This window comes from Marinifilum flexuosum, assembly GCF_003610555.1.
Taxonomy (GTDB): domain Bacteria; phylum Bacteroidota; class Bacteroidia; order Bacteroidales; family Marinifilaceae; genus Marinifilum; species Marinifilum flexuosum.
The window spans coordinates 1,546,574-1,565,757 of the sequence record NZ_RAPQ01000008.1; the positions used below are offsets into that span (position 1 = coordinate 1,546,574).

Below are 19,184 nucleotides of genomic sequence, written 5' to 3' on the forward strand. Positions count from 1 at the left end.
ATTTAAATGAAAAAAATAATTCTTTTGTCCCTTGTTGTCATCATGTTTAGCTCATGTGATCTAATTGTTTCAGCAGTTGATTCCATTAAAACCATTAATCGTGAAACAAAAAAGCAAGAAGAAGTAAAAAAGGAAAACCAAGTTATTTACAAGCAACCCAAAAATGGTGTCAAGAAGTACAAGTACGATAATGGGAATATCAAATCCATTGTAACTTTTAAGGATGGCAAAAAAGTGGGTGTAAGTAATACGTTTTATAAGAGTGGAGAAAAACAATATGATATTCCTTATCAAGATGGTAAAAAGCATGGTAAGGTAATTTGGTATTACAAAAGTGGAAAAGTATATAGAGAAACTGATTACAAACTTGGTAAGAAGGATGGATATCAGAGGAAATATTGGGAATCTGGAAACTTAAAATCCGAGATGGTATATAAGGATAATATGTTTTCGAAGGGGTTAAAAGAAATCAATAATTCCAATAAAGTTAAATCTACTCCAAAAATTCTTGTTGATGAGATTGATAGAGTAAAAACAACAGGAGAGTATATTTTAAGATTTAGTTTAAGCAACGATAGAAAAAAAGTAGTTTACTACATTGGAGAACTGGTAGAAGGAAAATATTTTCCTGAAGATGGCAAGGGTTTTATGGAACTGCCTTCCAAAAATGGTATTGCAGAATACAAATTCAAAGTTGGCAAAGGAACTCAGCTGATAAAGAATGTGAAGCTTGTTGCCATAGAATCTACATCATATAAAAATAAAAGAGTATTATCGGTTAGTGTACCTATATCGGTTCGGAATCCACAATAGAATGTATTTAATTATAAGCTCCTCAAAAGGGAGCTTATTTTTGTTTTAAATCAGACTATTTTTTTAAGATTGCTCCAACACTACTCACATATTCGGGTATGATATTTTTTGCTGCCCATTTTAATTCATGTTTAAACAAATCAGTGAGTATTTTTCCTACATTAAATCCGAAAGCTACCAGGTTATAGCGCATTTTTACAGGGAAATAACATGATTTTCCTTTGATTATTGAGCAGGTAGTACAAATTTCACAACTGTTGGCTGCTATCATTTTACCATCAACGGGTTCATTTATGCGTAGGTAACTTTGTAGCTCTTCTTTGGTAAAATTATATGCTTCAAGTGAACACTCTTCTTCAGGCAGAAAATCAAATTGTTTTGTTGAAGTAACAAATAGGAACAATTGGATTTTTGAATAAGATTCGGAGTAATCTTCGAAATTTGGACAGTTGGGCGGACAAGTCCATTTGCGATTGTGGTTTGGACAAGCATTTCTACAATTTGAATTGAACTCTTCTTTGTTCAGAAAATGTAATATTTCTGATTTTGAAATTTCCAATACTTTTCTTTCAATTTTGATTTTCTGATTTTTATAATGCTTAACAATTGTATCTGTCTTAACCTCTATCATAGTAATATTCAATTTATCACAAAAGTATAATAATTGTTCTCGTAAAAATAGCTTGTATAACATTTGTGCAAAGGTGTGAGAAAGACATCCGTACCTGAAGGTATTTTTGTATATTCGTATCTTGAATTGTACCCAAAAATTTATCTATGCTCTCACTTGATGCGATCATTGTATTAATCGTATTGGTTTTTATTCTTATTTCCTTCTACAAAGAATGGATTGGTCCTGCCTTTACATTCTTAATAGGTGTGGTGATTTTAGGAATAAGTGGGATTTTAACACCTTCAGAAATTCTTAGTGGGTTTGCCAACGATCAGGTGGTCGTTATTCTAATGTTGCTTCTTATTGGTGATATTATTAGGGATTTGGGAATTGTAGAAACTCTCTTCGATAAAGTGTTTCAACGAGCGAATGGCTACAAAGCTTTTATGGTCCGAATGATGCTTTTGGTTGGAGGATTTTCGGCATTCTTAAATAATACTCCATTGGTTGCTGTAATGATGCCATACGTGCACAGTTGGAGCAAGCGAAACAATATTTCTCCTTCAAAATTACTAATTCCGCTTTCCTATGCAGCCATTTTGGGTGGTTGTATAACTCTTATAGGAACATCAACAAACCTAATAGTAAACGGTATGGTTAAAGACCAAACCATTGTAACGGGTTTGGAATCCTTAAGCATGTTTAGTTTTGCTTATGTGGGAGTGCCAATGATGTTTATTGGGTCAGCTTATTTATTGTTTGTAAGTAAAAAATTACTTCCTGAGAAGGAGGATATTTTAGGCGATTTTTCGGAAAATACCAGGAAATATATCGTAGAAGCACACGTTAAACCCAATTCCGATTTGATTGGAAAATCCATTGAAGAGGCAGACCTTAGAAACTTAAAAGGACTTTATCTTTTCCAGATTAATAGAGGAGGAGTAAGAGTTGCAGCAGTTTCGCATGAATTTAGATTGGAGGAAGGAGATAGACTATTATTTGCTGGCGATACGGAAACCATTGCAGATTTGGTGTTGCCAAATTCAGGTTTAACGCTTCCAACAGTAGGTATGCTTACTCATAAAAAGCATATCGAGGTTGTTGAAATTGTAATTTCTCACAATTCAACCCTGATTTCAAAAACTGTAAAAGAGGCCAATTTTAGAGGGCAATTCGATGCTGCTGTAATTGGAATCCATAGAAATGGAGGCAGAGTTAGTGGAAAAATTGGAGAGGTAAAATTACGTGCAGGAGACGTTTTGTTACTGCTTGGTGGTGATGACTTTGTGGAAAGAACGCATCGTATTCAAGATTTTTACTTTATCTCTAAAGTAAAAGAATTCAGAAAGCAGGAAGGATATAAAATTGGTTTATTGCTGGGAGGTACAGTCTTGGCAGTAATATTATCCGCTTTAAATATAGTACCACTCTTTATGACCTTGATTGTAATGATCATTGTAATTTTGGGCTTGAAGATATCCAACCCTAAGGATATTGCCAGAATGGTAGATTTTAATTTGGCACTGATCATATCCCTCTCACTGGCTTTTGGAACCGCCATGATAAAATCAGGATTGGCAGAGATTATTGCAGATTTATTAATATCCGTATTTCTTCCATTGGGTAAGGTGGGAGTGTTGTTTGGGATTTACTTGATCACCTCTGTTTTAGCGGCTTACATCACCAATAAGGCAGCTGTGGCAATTGTTTTCCCAATTTCATTAGCAATGGCCTTAAGCTTGCATTTGGACCCCGAACCATTTGTGCTAATTGTGGCTTTTGCAGCTGCAGCTAACTTTATGACTCCTATTGGATATCAAACGAATATCATGGTCTACGGTCCGGGAGGTTATTCGTTTAAAGATTTCTTCAAAATAGGATTTCCCCTAACAATCATTTACATGATTTTTACAGTTTTGATTCTGTCATACATTTATTTTTATTAATAGATAAGCGCACAGAATAAAGTAATATTACGACAATCTATTCATGAATTTTATTAGAAGAAAAAAGCTTTTGATTGAAGCCATTTCGGCATCATTATTGGCAGGTGAAGAAATCCTGAAAGTGTATCAATCCGAAGATTTCGAGATACAATTAAAATCGGATAATACACCTTTAACCATAGCTGACCAAAGAGCTCATAATGCCATTGTTTCTGTTATCGAAAACTTGGGAATTCCTATTTTAAGCGAGGAAGGTGAGCATTTGAATTATGAGGAGAGGCAGAAATGGGAGCAATGTTGGATTGTTGATCCGCTTGACGGAACCAAAGAATTCATAAAACGGAATGATGAATTTACGGTGAATATTGCTCTGGTTATTAAGGAAACCCCAGTGGTAGGTGTGATATACGTTCCTGTATATGAACAGCTGTATTTTGCCGATATGGAATTAGGTGCTTATCGAGTGGATAAGATAAGAGATTGGGATAAAGATTTAGATGCCTTGGTTCAAAAAGCTCACAAATTACCTTTGGCGCAAAATCGTAATGAAACGCTTATTGTTGGTTCCCGATCGCATATGAATGAAGAAACCAAACAGTTTATTGAGAATTGGAAGCAAGATAAAAAAGAGGTGAAGTTAATTTCGAAAGGAAGTTCACTAAAACTTTGTATGATTGCGGAAAATGGGGCAGATGTTTATCCAAGGTTTGGTCCGATTATGGAGTGGGATACAGCTGCTGGTCATGCAATTGTTAAAGCCTCGGGAGGTAAAGTATTGCAATATAATACCAATATTGAATTAAAATATAACAAGAAGGACTTGATGAATCCGAGCTTTATTTGTACTCGTTAGATTCATTGGAAATTAACCTATAAATCAACCTACAACTAAAAAACAAATGAAAAATTTATTAAAAGCCGTATTGGTCTTTTTGCTTATGGCTCAGGCAACAGCTTATGCGCAAAAAGTTCCATTGAAGCATACCGATTACGATGGATGGAAAAATTTAAAGAACCAGCAGGTTTCTGCCAATGGTGAATGGATATCTTATGAAGTAAATCCACAAAAGGGGGATGGATTTCTTTATCTATATCAGGTAAAAACGAAAAAGTTAGATTCTATTGCCAGAGGTTTTAATGCTGAATTTTCACCAAAATCGGAAACCTTAACTTTTAGAATTAAAGCTCAGTATGACACAGTTCGTCAGGCTAAATTAGATAAAGTTGACAAGAAGGATTTACCAAAAGATTCTATTGGAATTTGGAATTTAAGCAATAAAGAATTGGTGAAATTACCAGAGTTAAAGTCTTTCCAAATGCCTGAGGAAAAAGGGGAGTGGATGGCTTACTACCTGGAAATGCCAAAGGAGGAAAAAGACAGTTTAGCGAAGGACTCGGTAGAAGTTAAAAAGCCTAAGAAAAAGAATGGTAAAGACAAGATTAAAAAGGGTAAGCTTATTATCAAGAACTTTGTAAATGGTAAGGAATTTAACTTTGAAGATGTAACCAATTATGCGCTATCCAGAAATGGAAATGCTGTAAACTTTATTCAGTCGGTTGGCGATAGCACACAAACTGTAATGGTTAAAACCTTTGATGGAAAAGCAGAGAAAATAAACCAGGTTTTCGAGAAAGAGGGAGAAGCGGATAAAGCGACCATTTCGGCAAACGGAGATCAGATTTCCTTTATTTTTACTGCAGATACAACAAAAAACAAATGTTACGAATTGTATTATGGCAATTTAGCAAACAATAGCAAACGTATTGTTGATACTTTATCTCGTGAGATTCAAGAGAATTGGACAGTGAGCAAAAATGGAAGACTTTCTTTCTCAAGAGATGGAGAGAAATTATTCTTTGGTGTTGCTCCAAAGCCAGAAAAAGAGGTGAAAGATAGCTTGTTGGATGAGGAAAAATACCATGTTGATGTATGGAACTGGAAAGATCCATTGTTGCAGCCACAGCAAAAAGTTCAGGCTGAGAAAGAGAAAAAGCGCACATGGATGGCTGTTTATCATACCAAAAACAACAAACTGGTTCAGTTGGCTGATAAAGATATGCGTAGTGTCGAATTGTATGATCGTGGAAACTCTGAATTGGCATTGGGAAGTTCACCTCTTCCATATCAGCAATTAACTTCGTGGGACGATTGGTATTCCGATTATTACCTTGTAAATACCAGCACTGGCAAAAGAGAATTAATCCTTGAAAAGAAAAATTCAGATGTGAGAATTTCTCCTGCGCAGAAATATCTATTGTGGTACGAAACGCAGGATAGTATTTGGTATTCATATCAGATTGAAAGCAAAAAAACAGTTGCATTAACAAAAAAAATCAATGCGAATTTCTACAGCGAAACTCACGATACTCCAAACGATCCAAATCCATATGGAATAGTAGGGTGGACCAAAGGCGATAAGAATGTAATTATTCAGGATCGTTATGATTTTTGGATGATTGATCCGGCGGGAGTGAAACCAGCAGTGAATCTTACCAATGGCTTTGGCCGCAGAAACAATATCCGTTTTGATTACGTGAAATTGGATGATGAGGAGTTGTTTATTGATTTGAAAAAGCCAGTTCTGTTAAGCGCATTTCATGAGTTCAATAAAAAATCGGGCTATTATCAACTAAAAAAAGAAGATGATCCGAAGCAAATTGTGTTCGAAGATGCAAAGTTATATGGTGTAGAAAAGGCAAAATCTGCGGAGCAAATCATGTTTAAACGATCAACTTTCGTTGATTATCCAAACCTTTGGACCAGTAACTTGAATTTTGCTAATCAAACACAAGTGTCTGATGCCAATCCACAACAGAAGAATATCAACTGGGGAAGTGTTGAATTGGTTGATTGGACATCGGGAGATGGTGAAAAACTACAGGGCTTACTTTATAAACCAGAAGATTTCGACCCAAACAAAAAATACCCAATGTTGGTGTATTTTTACGAAAGAACTTCCGATCGTTTACACAATTACCATGTGCCACAACCAAACTGGTCTATCATTAATCCAAGTTATTGTGTAAGTAATGGCTACCTTATTTTCATGCCAGATATCACTTATCACAAGGTTGGATATCCGGGCGAATCGGCATATAGCTCAATTGTAACAGGAACATTGGCAATGATGGATCGTTATGATTTTATCGATAAGGAAAATATTGCTTTACAAGGGCAAAGCTGGGGTGGATATCAAATTGCTTATCTGGTAACCAGAACCGATTTGTATAAATGTGCAATGGCGGGAGCTCCTGTAAGTAATATGACGTCAGCATATGGTGGAATTCGTTGGGGAAGTGGAATGAGCCGTATGTTCCAATACGAGCGCACACAAAGTAGAATTGGAGGAACACTTTGGAACAGTACTTTGCAGTATATCGAAAATTCGCCGGTTTTCTTCGCACCAAAAATTAAAACTCCGCTTTTAATCATGCATAATGATAATGATGGTGCGGTGCCATGGTATCAAGGAATTGAATTGTTTGTAGCAATGCGTCGTTTGCAGAAACCATGTTGGATGCTAACCTACAACAACGAGGAGCATAACCTAAGAAAACGTCCTAATAGAATGGACTTATCGATTAGAACCATGCAATTCTTCGATTATTATTTGAAAGGAAAACCTGCTCCGGTTTGGATGACTGATGGTATTCCAGCAGTTAAAAAAGGAAAAATGGATGGTTACGAGTTAAAGAAATAGAACCTGAAATTTAAATATAAGGATGCGTCTCAGTTATGAGGCGCATTTTTTTATGCAATGATTTTTTTGGAAAAAAAGACAAGTTTTGGATTTTGGGGAAGTCAATTTTGAAAAAAAACGCCTTCCCCAAGTTGGGGAGAGCCCGTTCAAAAAAAAGAGACCTTCCCCAGCTTGGGGAAACTCGAACAGAAAAAAAGAAAGGCCTCCCCAGCTTGGGAAAAGAAGAAAACGAAAAAAGAGAGCCGTTCCCAGCTTGGGAAAGCTCGAATTGAAAATAATAAGCCTTTCCCAGCTTGGGGAAATGCAAAATGAAAAAAAAGAAAGCTTTCCCAGCTTGGGGAGACTTGTATTTGAAAAAAATAGTCCTTCCCCAGAATGGGGAAGCTTAAAATGGAAAAAATATAGCCTTTCTCCAATGGGGATTGTGCATTAAAAAAAACACCTTTATCCTGAGAGAATAAAGGTGTTTATATTAACCCTAATTGTTAGTTAAGTGTGTTGTGTTTGTTTAGCTATTAAATAGCCGACATTATATGAGTATTTGTTGTTGTTTCCAGTGTTATATACTGACAAAGTAAAGGTCTTTCCGATAAAAAACATAGTGTTTTTGTTCAAATAAGTAAAATTTACCGATATTGTGACACTTAATAGATAAAACTACTTTTACGTTTCCGCAAACGTTATAAATCAGAGTAAAAATTTCTTTTATGGATAAGCTTGATCAAACTGATAAAACGATTCTTAGAATATTGCAAACCGACTCAAAGAAAACAGCAAAAGAGATTGCAAGTATGCTGAATTTAACTCCTTCGCCAGTGTATGAGAGAATCAGAAGATTGGAGAATCAGGGGTTCATTAAAAAATACGTGGCCATTCTCGATAAAAAAAGAATTGAGCGAAGTGTAACAGCCATTTGTCAGGTTTCAATGCGCTATCATGATGAGACTTTTATTGATGAATTTGAGGAGCAAATTCAGGATTTAAAGGAAGTTCAAGAGTGTTACCACATGGCAGGTCAGGTTGATTTTATTTTAAAGATTCATGTAAAAAGCCTTGAGGAGTATCATGAATTCGTTCGTTATAAGCTATCTAAAATAAAAAACATTGGTGTGCTAAATAGTACATTCGTTATTAAAGAAATAAAGCATAGTTCCGAATACTACATCTAATGACATTTACATTTTAATATGACTGAAGTCTAATATCGTATTGAGTAAATTAAAGATCAATAACAATCGTAGTGAAGTTATTGGTCTTTTTTATATTGCATTGGGTATAACTTCCCCTCAAACTCTTTTACCAATTAGATTAAATACTTGGCGCGATTTTTATTAACTTAGTATGGACTGCGAATTTTGTATCTAATGTAAAATCAGGAATGTCGGAAAGTTTTGAGAATATATCGCCGGAAGAATTTGAAAAGCGAATGTTTGAGTGTCAGGAACAGATAGAACAATTACAAAAACATTTATCTGCTCTCGATTCGGAAAATACCTATTTGGCAAATGAGCTCAAAAATACAAGAACCAACGACGAGTACAATCTACTTTTTAAATCTACAGGACAAGGTATAATTATAAGAGATGCTGATGGAAAAATAAGCTATGCAAATCCCGCTGCATCGAAAATACTGGGACAACCGATTAAAGATTTACTAGGAGTAGACAGCTTCGAACCTAGGATAAATAATATTTTACCCGATGGCTCTCTAATGGATGCAAATGCTCATCCTGCAAAAGTAGCGCTGGATACAAGAAAAGAAATTACGAGGTCTACTTTGGGGGTGTTCAATCCTGAAAAACAGGATTATATTTGGATTAGTGTAACTGCAACGCCAATGTTGGATAGACAAACCAATAAGCCAACGAAAGTTTTTACAATTTTTGAAGATATTACTACAAAAATAGATGCTGATCTGCAGATAAAAAATAGCGAAGCAAAAGCCAAAGCTTTGTTGGAAACCATACCTGATTTAATTATACGAATTACTCGTGATGGAAAAATAATAGACTTACATGGAAAGCCTAATGGATTATTTACATATCCCAAGAGTATAGATAATGTGAATATAAGAAGCCTTTTTGATCAAGAGTTGCGAGAGAAATTCTCCAATGCAATGGAAGAGGCTTTTGATTCAAGGCTGGTTCAAATATTTGATTATCGAAAAAATGTTGAGAATAAGGGTGTTTGCTTTTACGAGTTTCGTCTAAGTTCGATCGGAGAAAGAGAAGTTACGGTAATTATACGCGATATCACGGAGCAAAAACGTTCACAGCGTAAAGTGATTGAAGCTACAAGAAGGTTAACCACTTTAATTGGAAATCTGAAAGGGATGGCATATCGCTGTTTGGTTGATGAATACTGGACGATGTTGTTTGTAAGTGAAGGAGTGAATGAACTCACAGGTTATACTTCTGAAGAGTTGAATTACAATGCGAGTATATCTTATAATGACGTTATTCACCCCGATGATAGGGAATATGTAAGTAAAGAAGTTGATGAGGCTGGAGAAAAAGACCAACGATTTTCTCTAGAATATAGAATCATTACAAAATCAGGGAAACTAAAGTGGGTTTTCGAGCAAGGACTAACCATAAAAGATCGTATGGGTAGACCTTTGTTTATAGAAGGATATATTGCTGATATAACGGATAGAAAATTAGTAGAGCAAAAGCTGACATTGAGCGAGAGTAAGTTTCGTTTGTTGTTTAATTCCTTAAATGAAGCAGTTTTTGTACATCCATGGAAAGGTGAAGGTCTTGAGAATTTTATTGAAGTAAATGATACAGCTGTTGATCGTTATGGTTATACCAAAGAGGAATTTAGAAGTCTAAGTCCAAAAGATATTGTTCGCAAAGGTGTATTGAGCAAAGATAAAGTTTCTGAAATAAGAGAAATTATTGAGGAATTGGGTAGTTTCTTTATGCGTACATGGCATTGCACTAAGGATGGTTTGGAGTTTCCTGTCGAGTTAACGGCAAACCTTATCGATCTTAATGGGGAAAAGTATATTCAGACAGTAGTTCGCGACATTAGCAAGCAGAAAAAAGCAGAGAGTGAATTGGCCCGAAAGACAAGGATCGAAAAACTTCTCAGTAAAATATCTGCCGAGCTAGTGAGTGCTTCTGTTGAGGATATTAATAAAGCGATTGATTCCGCAATAGAGAAAATTGCCAGCCATACAAAGGCTGATAGAGCATATATGTACTTGGTAAGCAAGAATCAAAAATATTTGGAAAGAACACATGAATGGTTTTCCAATGAAAAGGTAGCTCGGTTTGATAACCCAAAATTGATGTTGAGCGAGGGATTTTCTTGGTGGATAGAAAGGTTTCGAAAGCATAAAAATTTTGTAGTAAATGATATTAAAAAATTACCATCTCATGCATTTGGGAATTTCGAATATGATCCTAGGAAAGTAGTAAAATCACTGTTGGTATTTCCGTTAATTACCCAGGAAAATATACTTGGCTGTGTAGTGTTTGATGTAGTAACTCAATCAAAAAAATGGAATAAAACCGATGTGATTCACATTAAAACTTTTGCAGATATGTTGGCTGGTGTTCTTAGTAGAAAGAGATACGAACAGGAACTGATATTTGCAAAAGAAAAGGCAGAAGAGAGTGATCAGTTAAAATCAACATTTTTAGCTTCAATGTCTCATGAGTTAAGAACGCCTTTGAATGCGATTATTGGGTTTAGTACATTGTTGAAACCGGAATCGCCACCCGATAAAATTGAGAAATGGAATGGTATTGTGAAAGCCAGTGGCAAACACCTGCTAAAAATTATTGAATCAATTTTCGATGTTTCGTTATTGCAAGCTAAGGAGGTGAAATTAAATATTGATCAGTTTTCATTGCTTGAAATGTTTAATACCATCCAGCAGTATGTAAAAGCTGAGGTGAAAAAGTTCAATAAAACAGAATTGGGAATCAACTTTAAGTCTTGCAGCGAATGTGATATTTTTATTACCTCGGATAGGACCAAGGTAATGCAGATGATAACAAACCTTTTGAATAACGCCATTAAGTATACAGATTCAGGACAAATTGATTATGGATGCAAGATTCATGATAATAATATTGTATTCTTTGTGTCGGATACTGGAATTGGTATTTCTGAAGAGCATAAAGAAGTTATATTTGATATTTTCCGCCAGGTAGAAGAGCCATATTGGGGATTGCAATCTGGTGTTGGCCTTGGTTTGGCAATTTGTAAAGAAATAGCAAATTTATTGGGTGGTGAACTTTGGTTGGAGTCTGAAAAAGGCAAAGGATCGTGTTTCTATTTTAAATTAAACGATGTGGTAACCATACCTGACTCTAAGGAATGCGAAATGCTAAGCTCTATAAAGCCGCCAAACTTGAAAAGTAAAAGTATTTTGATTGTCGAGGATGTTGAGATAAATTTTGATTTACTGGAAGAGATATTAATTCCTACCCAAGCAAAGATATTGTGGGCAAAGAACGGTATTACTGCAGTAGGTATGGTGCAATCGCATCCGGAAATTGATTTGGTTTTGATGGATGTTAAAATGCCTCATTTGGATGGATATCATGCAACTAAAAAAATATTGGAACAAAAACCAAGTGTGCCAATTATTGCACAAACGGCTTATGCATTAAAAGGAGATAGGCAAAAAGCAATAGATTCTGGTTGTGTCGCATATATTACAAAGCCCATCGATAGAGTTAAGCTTTTTGAGTTGTTGCAAAATCATATTGCAGATATTTAGTTGGCTTATTCTAAATATTTTTAATATTCGATAAAAATTCACAGATTTGCCTCTCACTAAAACAACATATTGTGAAATACTATATCTACACACTAAGCCTGTTAGTTATTTTATTGGTTTCTTGCCGTCAATCTTCTCAAGTAAATAAAGAGGAATTAATAAGTGGTGAGAAAGAAAATTACAACTGGGTAAAATACAATCCAATTTTACTTTCAGATCAACTGCCAAAGAAGGTAGATGAGCAATCGGGAATGATTTGGCATAATGATTTGATTTGGGTGAATAATGATAGTGGAGGAGCTGCTACTTTATATGCTTACAATAAAAATGGAGAGTTAAAGCAACAACTGCATATCGAGGGAGGTTCGAATCTGGACTGGGAGGCTTTGGCTGAAGACGAGAAATATTTTTACATTGGAGAATTTGGAAATAATAATGGAACTCGCAAGAATTTAAAAGTTTTTAGAGTAGAAAAATCTAAAATTAATGATAAGCCTGAGGTAAGTATTATTGCTGATGAGATTGGTTTTACATGGGCTGATCAGAAGGACTTCAAGCGTAAAAAGCACAATCATAACTTTGATTGTGAAGCTTTCTTATCTTATGGAAATTCTTTGTATTTCTTTACCAAGAATTGGGAAAATCATAAAACCAGAATGTATGTGATGGAAAAATCTGTTAAGCATCACGATTTGAGTCCAAAAGCCGAATTTGATACCGATTTTATGGTTACGGGAGCAGATATTAGTCGAGATGGTAAGATTGTAGCTTTGATTGGCTATAAAAACTATAGAACCTACATGATTCTTTATTACAACTTTATTGGTTCAGATTTCTTTGGCGGAGAACATGTTCGACTAGATTTGAGTACTTTGGGAGGAGCTCAAACAGAAGGTGTTGTTTTTACTGATAACAATGAGTTGCTTATAAATACAGAGGCAACAAAGCAGGCACAAGCTGTATATAAAATTGATTGGAAGCAATTGATTAAGAATTAAGCTTGGAGGTGATATATCAAATAATCTCTTGCTTTGATTTTGAATTCCTTAAAAAGCTTCTAATTTTGTAGCCCAATTTGCTAAACAGCCACAGCTTTAAAATTGTTTTACAAGAAAAGAAGAAGGTTTTGAAAGACAAGTACAAAGAAATATTCGACAAAGGAACAGATTTACCTCTGGTTGAGGATTTCTATACCATTCAAGGTGAGGGGTATCATACCGGTAAGCCTGCATATTTTATTCGTATTGGTGGTTGTGATATTGGATGTCGTTGGTGTGATAGTAAAATCTCATGGAATCCTGCAGAACATAGACTAATTTCAGTTGAGGAGGTGGTGAGAAAAGCAGTTGAATCTCCTGCTAAATCGGTGGTTGTAACTGGTGGTGAACCATCTTTGTATAACTTGGAGCCTTTGTGTACGGAACTAAAGAAACACAATATTGAGAATTTCCTTGAAACTTCCGGGGCATACGAAATTAGTGGAGAATGGGATTGGATTTGTTTATCGCCAAAGAGAAATAAGTTGCCAGTACCATCGTCCTATCAAAAAGCCAATGAGCTTAAGGTTATTATTTACGATTTGGAAAAAGATTTTGAATGGGCAGAAGAGTTGGCTGAAAATGTAGGTGATGATTGCCTTCTGTATCTTCAGTCTGAGTGGAGTCAGTATGTTCATAATGTGAAACCAATAGTGGAGTATGTGAAGAATAATCCTAAATGGAATATTTCTTTGCAATCTCATAAGTTTATGAGAATACCATAAAGGATATATAAAAAACAAGAGAGAAGGGCATTCAAAATTTTGAATGCCCTTCTTTGTCCTAAGCTAATATATTAAATAATTGGAAAAATATTGCGATTAAAATGATACTCCAAACACTAAAAATAGATTTTCGGACATTGGGTTAGCAATAACAGAAGCTGAAAGTGGAAGTGAAAACTTTTCTGTAATTGCTACTTCCTTTGATGCAGTAAAGCCTAAGTTTACAAAACCAGCTGTATCCCCGTAAAAACCGGATTCTCCTTTGTCCTCATCTGCATCGATAGGAGTGAAGCCTGCAAATAAGTCAATATTTACATCTTTATAGGTAAAGCTATGTCCTAGTTCAATGTATAAGGAATATTGCTGATCACCATTTGCATTTTGATCTGCTCCCCAAAAGTTCATTGCTGCCATAATACTAATGGGAAAACTTTTCGTGCCATTAAAGGCAATGCTTCCTTCAAGAATATGATCTGTTGATTCTTTTTTGAAATCGAAATAAGAGTTGTTTGCTGCAATCTGATCATTTGGGAAGAAATAATCGGTAAGGCTTACTGTAAATAAATCGTCTGCAAAACGATACGAAACGTAAATGTCTGCTTCTGCTCCGTCATTATCACCGTCGAAGGAGTAAGATCCCCATGCGCCAATTGCGAATGCTCCCTTACTGTATTCAATTCCTGGTTGAATTACGGGACCAGTTGAAAATTGAGTACCTCTCCAAATGTATCTGCTCATAAGGTCAGCCCCCAGGGAAATTTCGCCTTTTTCATTTTGAGCAAATAAGGAGCTTGTGCTTATAATAACTCCAATGAGTAAGGTGGTTAATTCTTTAGTTCTCGTCATAATAATGGGTTTTAGATTAATAATTAAGGTAAATAGTTATATCTCGATTAAATAAATTGTGGTTTTTTTACTAAAAAAATAACACTTACCCCTTTACAAAAGGGGTAAGTGTTGGTGCAAATCAACTAATTTCTAATTCTAACCCTAATGAATGGGGTGTGATTCAAAAATAATCAAAAAATATTCAAAACGTCAAATAAAAATAGGGGGTATATTTAATAAAAACACTAAAAATTTAACGCAAAGGTTTTAAAAGTAGGGGTAGTAGAATGGAAAAGTACTTTTTTTGAAACATCTTCATTTTTGAAGGACTTAACAAAAATACATTGTGTATTTCCAGACTAACTTTTCTTAAAATCAGGCTTGATTTACATGCTAAGCTTTTTTGTAATCAGTATAAATTGTTTGATTAGTATTGGATTTCTTTTATGTTGAAGTAAAAAATCAAGATATTCGTATAACAGAATTAAAAAAAATAATACCATGGAAAAAAGTATAAAAGGAACCGAAACGGAAAAGAACCTTTTGAAAGCATTTGCTGGTGAATCTCAAGCTAGAGGTAGATATACTTACTTTGCGAAGCAGGCAAAAAAGGAAGGTTACGAGCAAATTGCAGCTTTGTTTTTAGAAACTGCAGAGCAGGAAATGCAACATGCTAAGCGCTTTTTTAGCTTTTTAGAAGGTGGTGATGTAGAAATTACAGCTGCTTATCCAGCTGGAAAAGTAGGTACAACAGCAGAAAACTTAAAAGCGGCAGCTTGTGGAGAAAACGAAGAGTATACTGAATTGTATCCTGAGTTTGCACGTATCGCAGAAGAGGAAGGATTTAAAAAAGTTGCTACTGCATTTAAATTGATTGCTAAGGTTGAGCAAATGCATGAAGAGAGATACTTAAAGCTTTTAAGTAATCTTGAAGCAGAGAAAGTATTCGAATCGGAAGAAGAGGAAGAGTGGTATTGCCGCAAATGTGGTTACGTACATAAAGGTAGTAAAGCTCCTAAAAACTGTCCTGCATGTGAACATCCTCAAGCATATTTCGAGAAAAAAGCAAAAAACTATTAATAAAAAGAAAAGGCTCCTTTAAGGAGCCTTTCTTATTCATCCAATAAATCAGGACGTAATTTTTTAGTTCTTAAATAGGCTTGTTCTTCTTGCCATTGCTCAATTTTTTTATGGTCTCCCGAAAGTAAAATTTCAGGTACTTTCCATCCTCTAAACTCAGCAGGTCTGGTATAGATTGGTGGCGACAACAAGTTATCTTGGAAAGAGTCGGTAAGAGCTGAAGTTTCATCGTTCATTGCTCCAGGAATCAAACGAACAACACTGTCTGTAATTACTGCAGCAGCAAGTTCACCTCCGGTAAGAACAAAGTCTCCTATCGAAATTTCTTTGGTAATAAAATGATCTCTGATTCTTTGATCAATTCCTTTATAGTGGCCACAAAGGATTATTATATTCTCTTTTAGTGATAATGTATTTGCAGTTTTTTGTTCGAACTGTTCACCATCTGGAGTAGTAAAAATAATTTCATCATACTCCCTTTGATCGGTTAAATGTTCAATTGCCTTAACAACTGGCTCTAATCGCATTACCATACCAGCTCCGCCACTAAATGCGTAATCATCAACTTTATTGTGTTTGTCTTCCGAAAAATCACGGATGTTGTGTATGTGTATTTCAACTACGCCTTTATCTTTTGCTCGTTGAATTATAGAATGATTCAAAGGACTTTCCAATAATTCTGGAACAACAGTTAATATATCGATTCTCATTAATTCTAAATTTTGTGTAAAAGTATATATCACATACAAGTGATGCAAGAAAATAGAAAATGAAGATGATAAATCATTCAAAGCGGACAATGTGACATGAGGTTTTGTGTAAACAAAGACAATATGGCATAGTGTAGTGAGTGATAAACTGACGATTTGAATTGTTTTTAGTGATGGTATGCCATTTGAAGATTGGTCATCGAATTTGAACAAGTAAACAATCGGAATCCGGAGCCGAAGAATTAATAAAAAGTATAGGAGATTAGAGTTATGACATTATTAAGATATGGAAAAAGACCAAATGATTTTTTTACAAATCAATTAATGAATCAATTGTTTAAAGAAACTCAAGATAGTTTTAAAGCTGCTGTTGAAAGAGAAAGTGGTTTTCGCCCAGCGACTAATGTTGTCGAAGAGGAAGATTACTATTTGATAGAGGTTTCTATTCCTGGTTTCGCAAAAGAAGATGTGAGCATTAAGGTGGAGAATGGTTCTATTAAAATCTCGGTAGAGAAGAAAGATGCAAAGGAAGATAAAAAGTACTTAAGAAGGGAATTCGGAGTGTGCAAATTTGAACGTAGCTTTAAGTTGGTTGATACAATCAATCAACAGAATATTTCTGCCGAAGTATTAAATGGGATATTAAATATTGTTCTTCCAAAAGTTGAAGAAAAAAAGCCTGAAGTTCATAATATCGAGATCAAATAAAGGAAACGATAAAAGGTTTGAATAGGTAATATTCATAATAAAGAGTAAGGTTTAAAGAAGAAGGATTTTTCCGGATATAAGGAGGAATTTAGGTTAGTTAATTAGTTTGTTTTGGTTAAGAGGTTCATGTAATGCATGAACCTCTTTGTTTTAAAGGGTAAGAAAATATTTAAAATCTTTGAGGATTAGCACTTAATTAGTTAAATTCGTAAGAGTAGGCTTAAAAGTTTTCTTTTAGGTGGTATTGTTAACGCGAGTTTTGCCTTGTTCGAAACTTAATCTAACTCAATTTACATGAAAGCACCAGACCTGTCAAATCCCTCACATGAGAATGAATTGAATGAAAATTTAGAAGCGAAAGATAATGTTGCAGATTCTCATGAAACCGAAAATTTAAAAGAAGATAACGTTAGTGAAGAAACTTCGGAATCTAAACTGGATGGCAATACAGAAGATAATTCTGATTCTGCTTCAGAAATGGATTCTGAACTTCAGAAAGAACCTGACTATACATCAATGGAGAAAGGTGAACTGAAGAATCGCTTGGCATTACTTCTCGAAAATGAATCCTTATCGGCAATAAAAGAAAAAGTGGAGGCCATAAAACAAAACTTTTATAAAAAGCACAAAGAAGAAGTTGAAGCTGCGAAGCAAAAGTTTCTTGCAGATGGTGGTGTTGAAGAGGAATTTGATTTTGGTACGGATGAGTTAGAAGTTCATGTTCGTGAAATGTTGCAAAAGTTTAAGGAGAAAAAGTCAGAATTAAACCGCAATGTAGAACAGGAAAAGGAAGATAATTTAAAAAAGAAATACCAGATAATTGAGGATATTAAAGAGCTGGTAAACCGAAAAGAATCATTCGATAAAACCTTCCATGAATTTAGAGTTTTGCAAAAGAAGTGGCATGAGATTGGAATGGTACCTCAACAGGCATTAAAAAACTTGTGGGATAATTACCACCATCATGTAGAGAATTTCTATGATTATATTAAAATCAACAAAGAACTTCGGGATCTGGATTTGAAAAAGAACATGGCTTCGAAAATAAAACTTTGTGAAGAAGCAGAAAAATTGTTGAATGAGTCTTCGGTAGTAAAGGCATTTAATACGCTTCAAAAGTACCATGAACAGTGGAGAGAGATTGGTCCTGTTCCACGAGAAGACAAAGAAAAATTATGGGCAAGATTTAAAGAAGCTACAACAGTTATCAATCGTAAACATCAGGAATATTACGAGGGCTTAAAATCCGAGCAGAAAAATAACTTAGCTCAAAAGACTGTTCTTTGTGAAAAAGCAGAAGAAATTGCCAATCGAGTGATAGGTTCTCATAAAGAATGGAATTCTAGCTCGACAGAAATTATTGATCTTCAGAAAGAATGGAGAACCATTGGTTTTGCTCCAAAAAAAGAAAACAACAGAATTTATCAAAGATTTAGAGCGGCCTGCGATCTGTATTTCGATAGGAAGCGTGACTTTTACATGGCTTTGAAAGAGAAGTTGAATGTGAATTTGGAGAAAAAGAAGGAGCTATGTGCCATTGCGGAAAGTCTACAAGATAGTCAGGATTGGAAAGGGACCACGGAAAAATTGATTGCCATACAGAAAGAATGGAAGAATATTGGCCCTGTACCTAGAAAAGTTTCTGAGGATCTTTGGGTTCGTTTTCGTGCGGCTTGCGATAAGTTTTTTAATAACAAATCGGAACATTTCGATAATGCAGATGCCGGACAAGTGGAGAACTTGAAGTTGAAAGAAGCATTAATAGAAGAAGTGAAGGGATTCGAACTTGGAGAAGATAATGATAGCAACTTAAATGCTTTGCGCCAGTTCCAAAAAGAGTGGTCGAATATTGGTCATGTGCCTTACAAGAAGAAGGATAAGGTACAGGAATCTTTCAGAAAAGCCATTAATGGCTTGTATGATAGAATGAATATGGATAGTGACAACAAGGAGGTGCAGAAATTTAAGTCGAAGATTGATACTTTCTTGACCATGAGCAATTCTGAAGATAAGATCATTATTGAGAGAAATAAGATTGTAAATAAAATCAGGCAATTGGAAAGTGATATTGCCCTATGGGAAAACAATGTTGGGTTTTTCTCTTCATCAAAGAATTCGAGTGTTGTAAGCGAAATTGAAGAGAAGATTGAGAGAGGAAAACAAAATCTTGCTATCTTAAATGAAAAGCTCAAGGTTATTGACGGTTTAGTTTCATAAATTTGTATTAAATAGATGCGTTTAAAAGCATTTCTCAACACGGGGAATGCTTTTTTCATGTTTAAGAA

General features: G+C 35.0%; 15 protein-coding genes. 12 read left to right on the forward strand and 3 right to left on the reverse strand.

All coding sequences use genetic code 11. From position 1 onward, the window contains the following. Positions 1 to 6 precede the first annotated feature (6 nt). Positions 7 to 813: a toxin-antitoxin system YwqK family antitoxin gene (locus BXY64_RS06350; RefSeq protein WP_120239061.1), complete on the forward strand. Its 807-nt coding sequence runs from the start codon at positions 7 to 9 to the stop codon at positions 811 to 813. A gap of 55 nt (positions 814 to 868) precedes the next feature. Here BXY64_RS06350 and BXY64_RS06355 read toward each other — a convergent pair whose 3' ends face one another. Further along, positions 869 to 1,444 (reverse strand): DUF2284 domain-containing protein, encoded by a 576-nt coding sequence (locus BXY64_RS06355; RefSeq protein ID WP_170150589.1) that lies wholly within the window; start codon positions 1,442 to 1,444, stop codon positions 869 to 871. A gap of 146 nt (positions 1,445 to 1,590) precedes the next feature. On the opposite strand from BXY64_RS06355, the gene BXY64_RS06360 reads away from it, so the two are divergent. The 8 genes from BXY64_RS06360 (at position 1,591) to BXY64_RS06395 (ending at position 13,573) form a co-directional block, all read left to right on the forward strand. Then, positions 1,591 to 3,372 carry an SLC13 family permease gene (locus BXY64_RS06360; protein ID WP_120239063.1) on the forward strand — a complete coding sequence of 594 codons (1,782 nt, stop codon included), beginning with the start codon at positions 1,591 to 1,593 and terminating at the stop codon, positions 3,370 to 3,372. 43 nt (positions 3,373 to 3,415) lie between these two features. Continuing rightward, positions 3,416 to 4,225: a 3'(2'),5'-bisphosphate nucleotidase CysQ gene (gene cysQ / locus BXY64_RS06365; protein ID WP_120239064.1), complete on the forward strand. Its 810-nt coding sequence runs from the start codon at positions 3,416 to 3,418 to the stop codon at positions 4,223 to 4,225. Between the two features lie 46 nt (positions 4,226 to 4,271). Then, positions 4,272 to 7,073, forward strand: a complete 2,802-nt coding sequence (locus BXY64_RS06370) for an alpha/beta hydrolase family protein (RefSeq protein WP_120239065.1) — start codon at positions 4,272 to 4,274, stop codon at positions 7,071 to 7,073. Positions 7,074 to 7,158: 85 nt separating this feature from the next. Continuing rightward, positions 7,159 to 7,506, forward strand: a complete 348-nt coding sequence (locus BXY64_RS21200; RefSeq protein WP_147375923.1) for a hypothetical protein — start codon at positions 7,159 to 7,161, stop codon at positions 7,504 to 7,506. Positions 7,507 to 7,780: 274 nt separating this feature from the next. Beyond that, a complete protein-coding gene (locus BXY64_RS06380; RefSeq protein WP_110361887.1) occupies positions 7,781 to 8,242 on the forward strand; it encodes an Lrp/AsnC family transcriptional regulator in 462 nt (153 codons plus the stop codon). Between the two features lie 209 nt (positions 8,243 to 8,451). Continuing rightward, entirely contained in the window at positions 8,452 to 11,811 is a 3,360-nt protein-coding gene (locus BXY64_RS06385) for a PAS domain S-box protein (RefSeq protein ID WP_120239067.1), read from the forward strand. 71 nt (positions 11,812 to 11,882) lie between these two features. After that, entirely contained in the window at positions 11,883 to 12,809 is a 927-nt protein-coding gene (locus tag BXY64_RS06390; RefSeq protein WP_120239068.1) for a hypothetical protein, read from the forward strand. Positions 12,810 to 12,937: 128 nt separating this feature from the next. Beyond that, positions 12,938 to 13,573, forward strand: coding sequence for a 7-carboxy-7-deazaguanine synthase QueE (locus tag BXY64_RS06395; RefSeq protein WP_120239774.1), 636 nt, complete (start codon positions 12,938 to 12,940; stop codon positions 13,571 to 13,573). A gap of 96 nt (positions 13,574 to 13,669) precedes the next feature. Here the strand turns inward: BXY64_RS06395 and BXY64_RS06400 are convergent, their stop codons facing one another. Continuing rightward, positions 13,670 to 14,419, reverse strand: a complete 750-nt coding sequence (locus BXY64_RS06400; RefSeq protein ID WP_120239069.1) for a TorF family putative porin — start codon at positions 14,417 to 14,419, stop codon at positions 13,670 to 13,672. Between the two features lie 483 nt (positions 14,420 to 14,902). Between BXY64_RS06400 and rbr the strand changes: the two genes are divergently transcribed. After that, a complete protein-coding gene (gene rbr / locus BXY64_RS06405; protein WP_120239070.1) occupies positions 14,903 to 15,481 on the forward strand; it encodes a rubrerythrin in 579 nt (192 codons plus the stop codon). A gap of 32 nt (positions 15,482 to 15,513) precedes the next feature. On the opposite strand, the gene trmD is transcribed toward rbr, so the two are convergent. Then, entirely contained in the window at positions 15,514 to 16,191 is a 678-nt protein-coding gene (gene trmD / locus BXY64_RS06410) for a tRNA (guanosine(37)-N1)-methyltransferase TrmD (protein ID WP_120239071.1), read from the reverse strand. A 270-nt stretch (positions 16,192 to 16,461) separates the two neighbouring features. Here trmD and BXY64_RS06415 point away from each other — a divergent pair, with 270 nt between their 5' ends. Then, complete coding sequence (locus tag BXY64_RS06415; RefSeq protein WP_120239072.1) at positions 16,462 to 16,899, forward strand: Hsp20/alpha crystallin family protein; 438 nt, start codon at positions 16,462 to 16,464, stop codon at positions 16,897 to 16,899. 294 nt (positions 16,900 to 17,193) lie between these two features. Beyond that, the gene (locus tag BXY64_RS06420; RefSeq protein WP_120239073.1) at positions 17,194 to 19,116 is read left to right on the forward strand and encodes a DUF349 domain-containing protein; all 1,923 of its coding nucleotides are present in this window, start codon (positions 17,194 to 17,196) and stop codon (positions 19,114 to 19,116) included. Positions 19,117 to 19,184 lie beyond the last annotated feature (68 nt).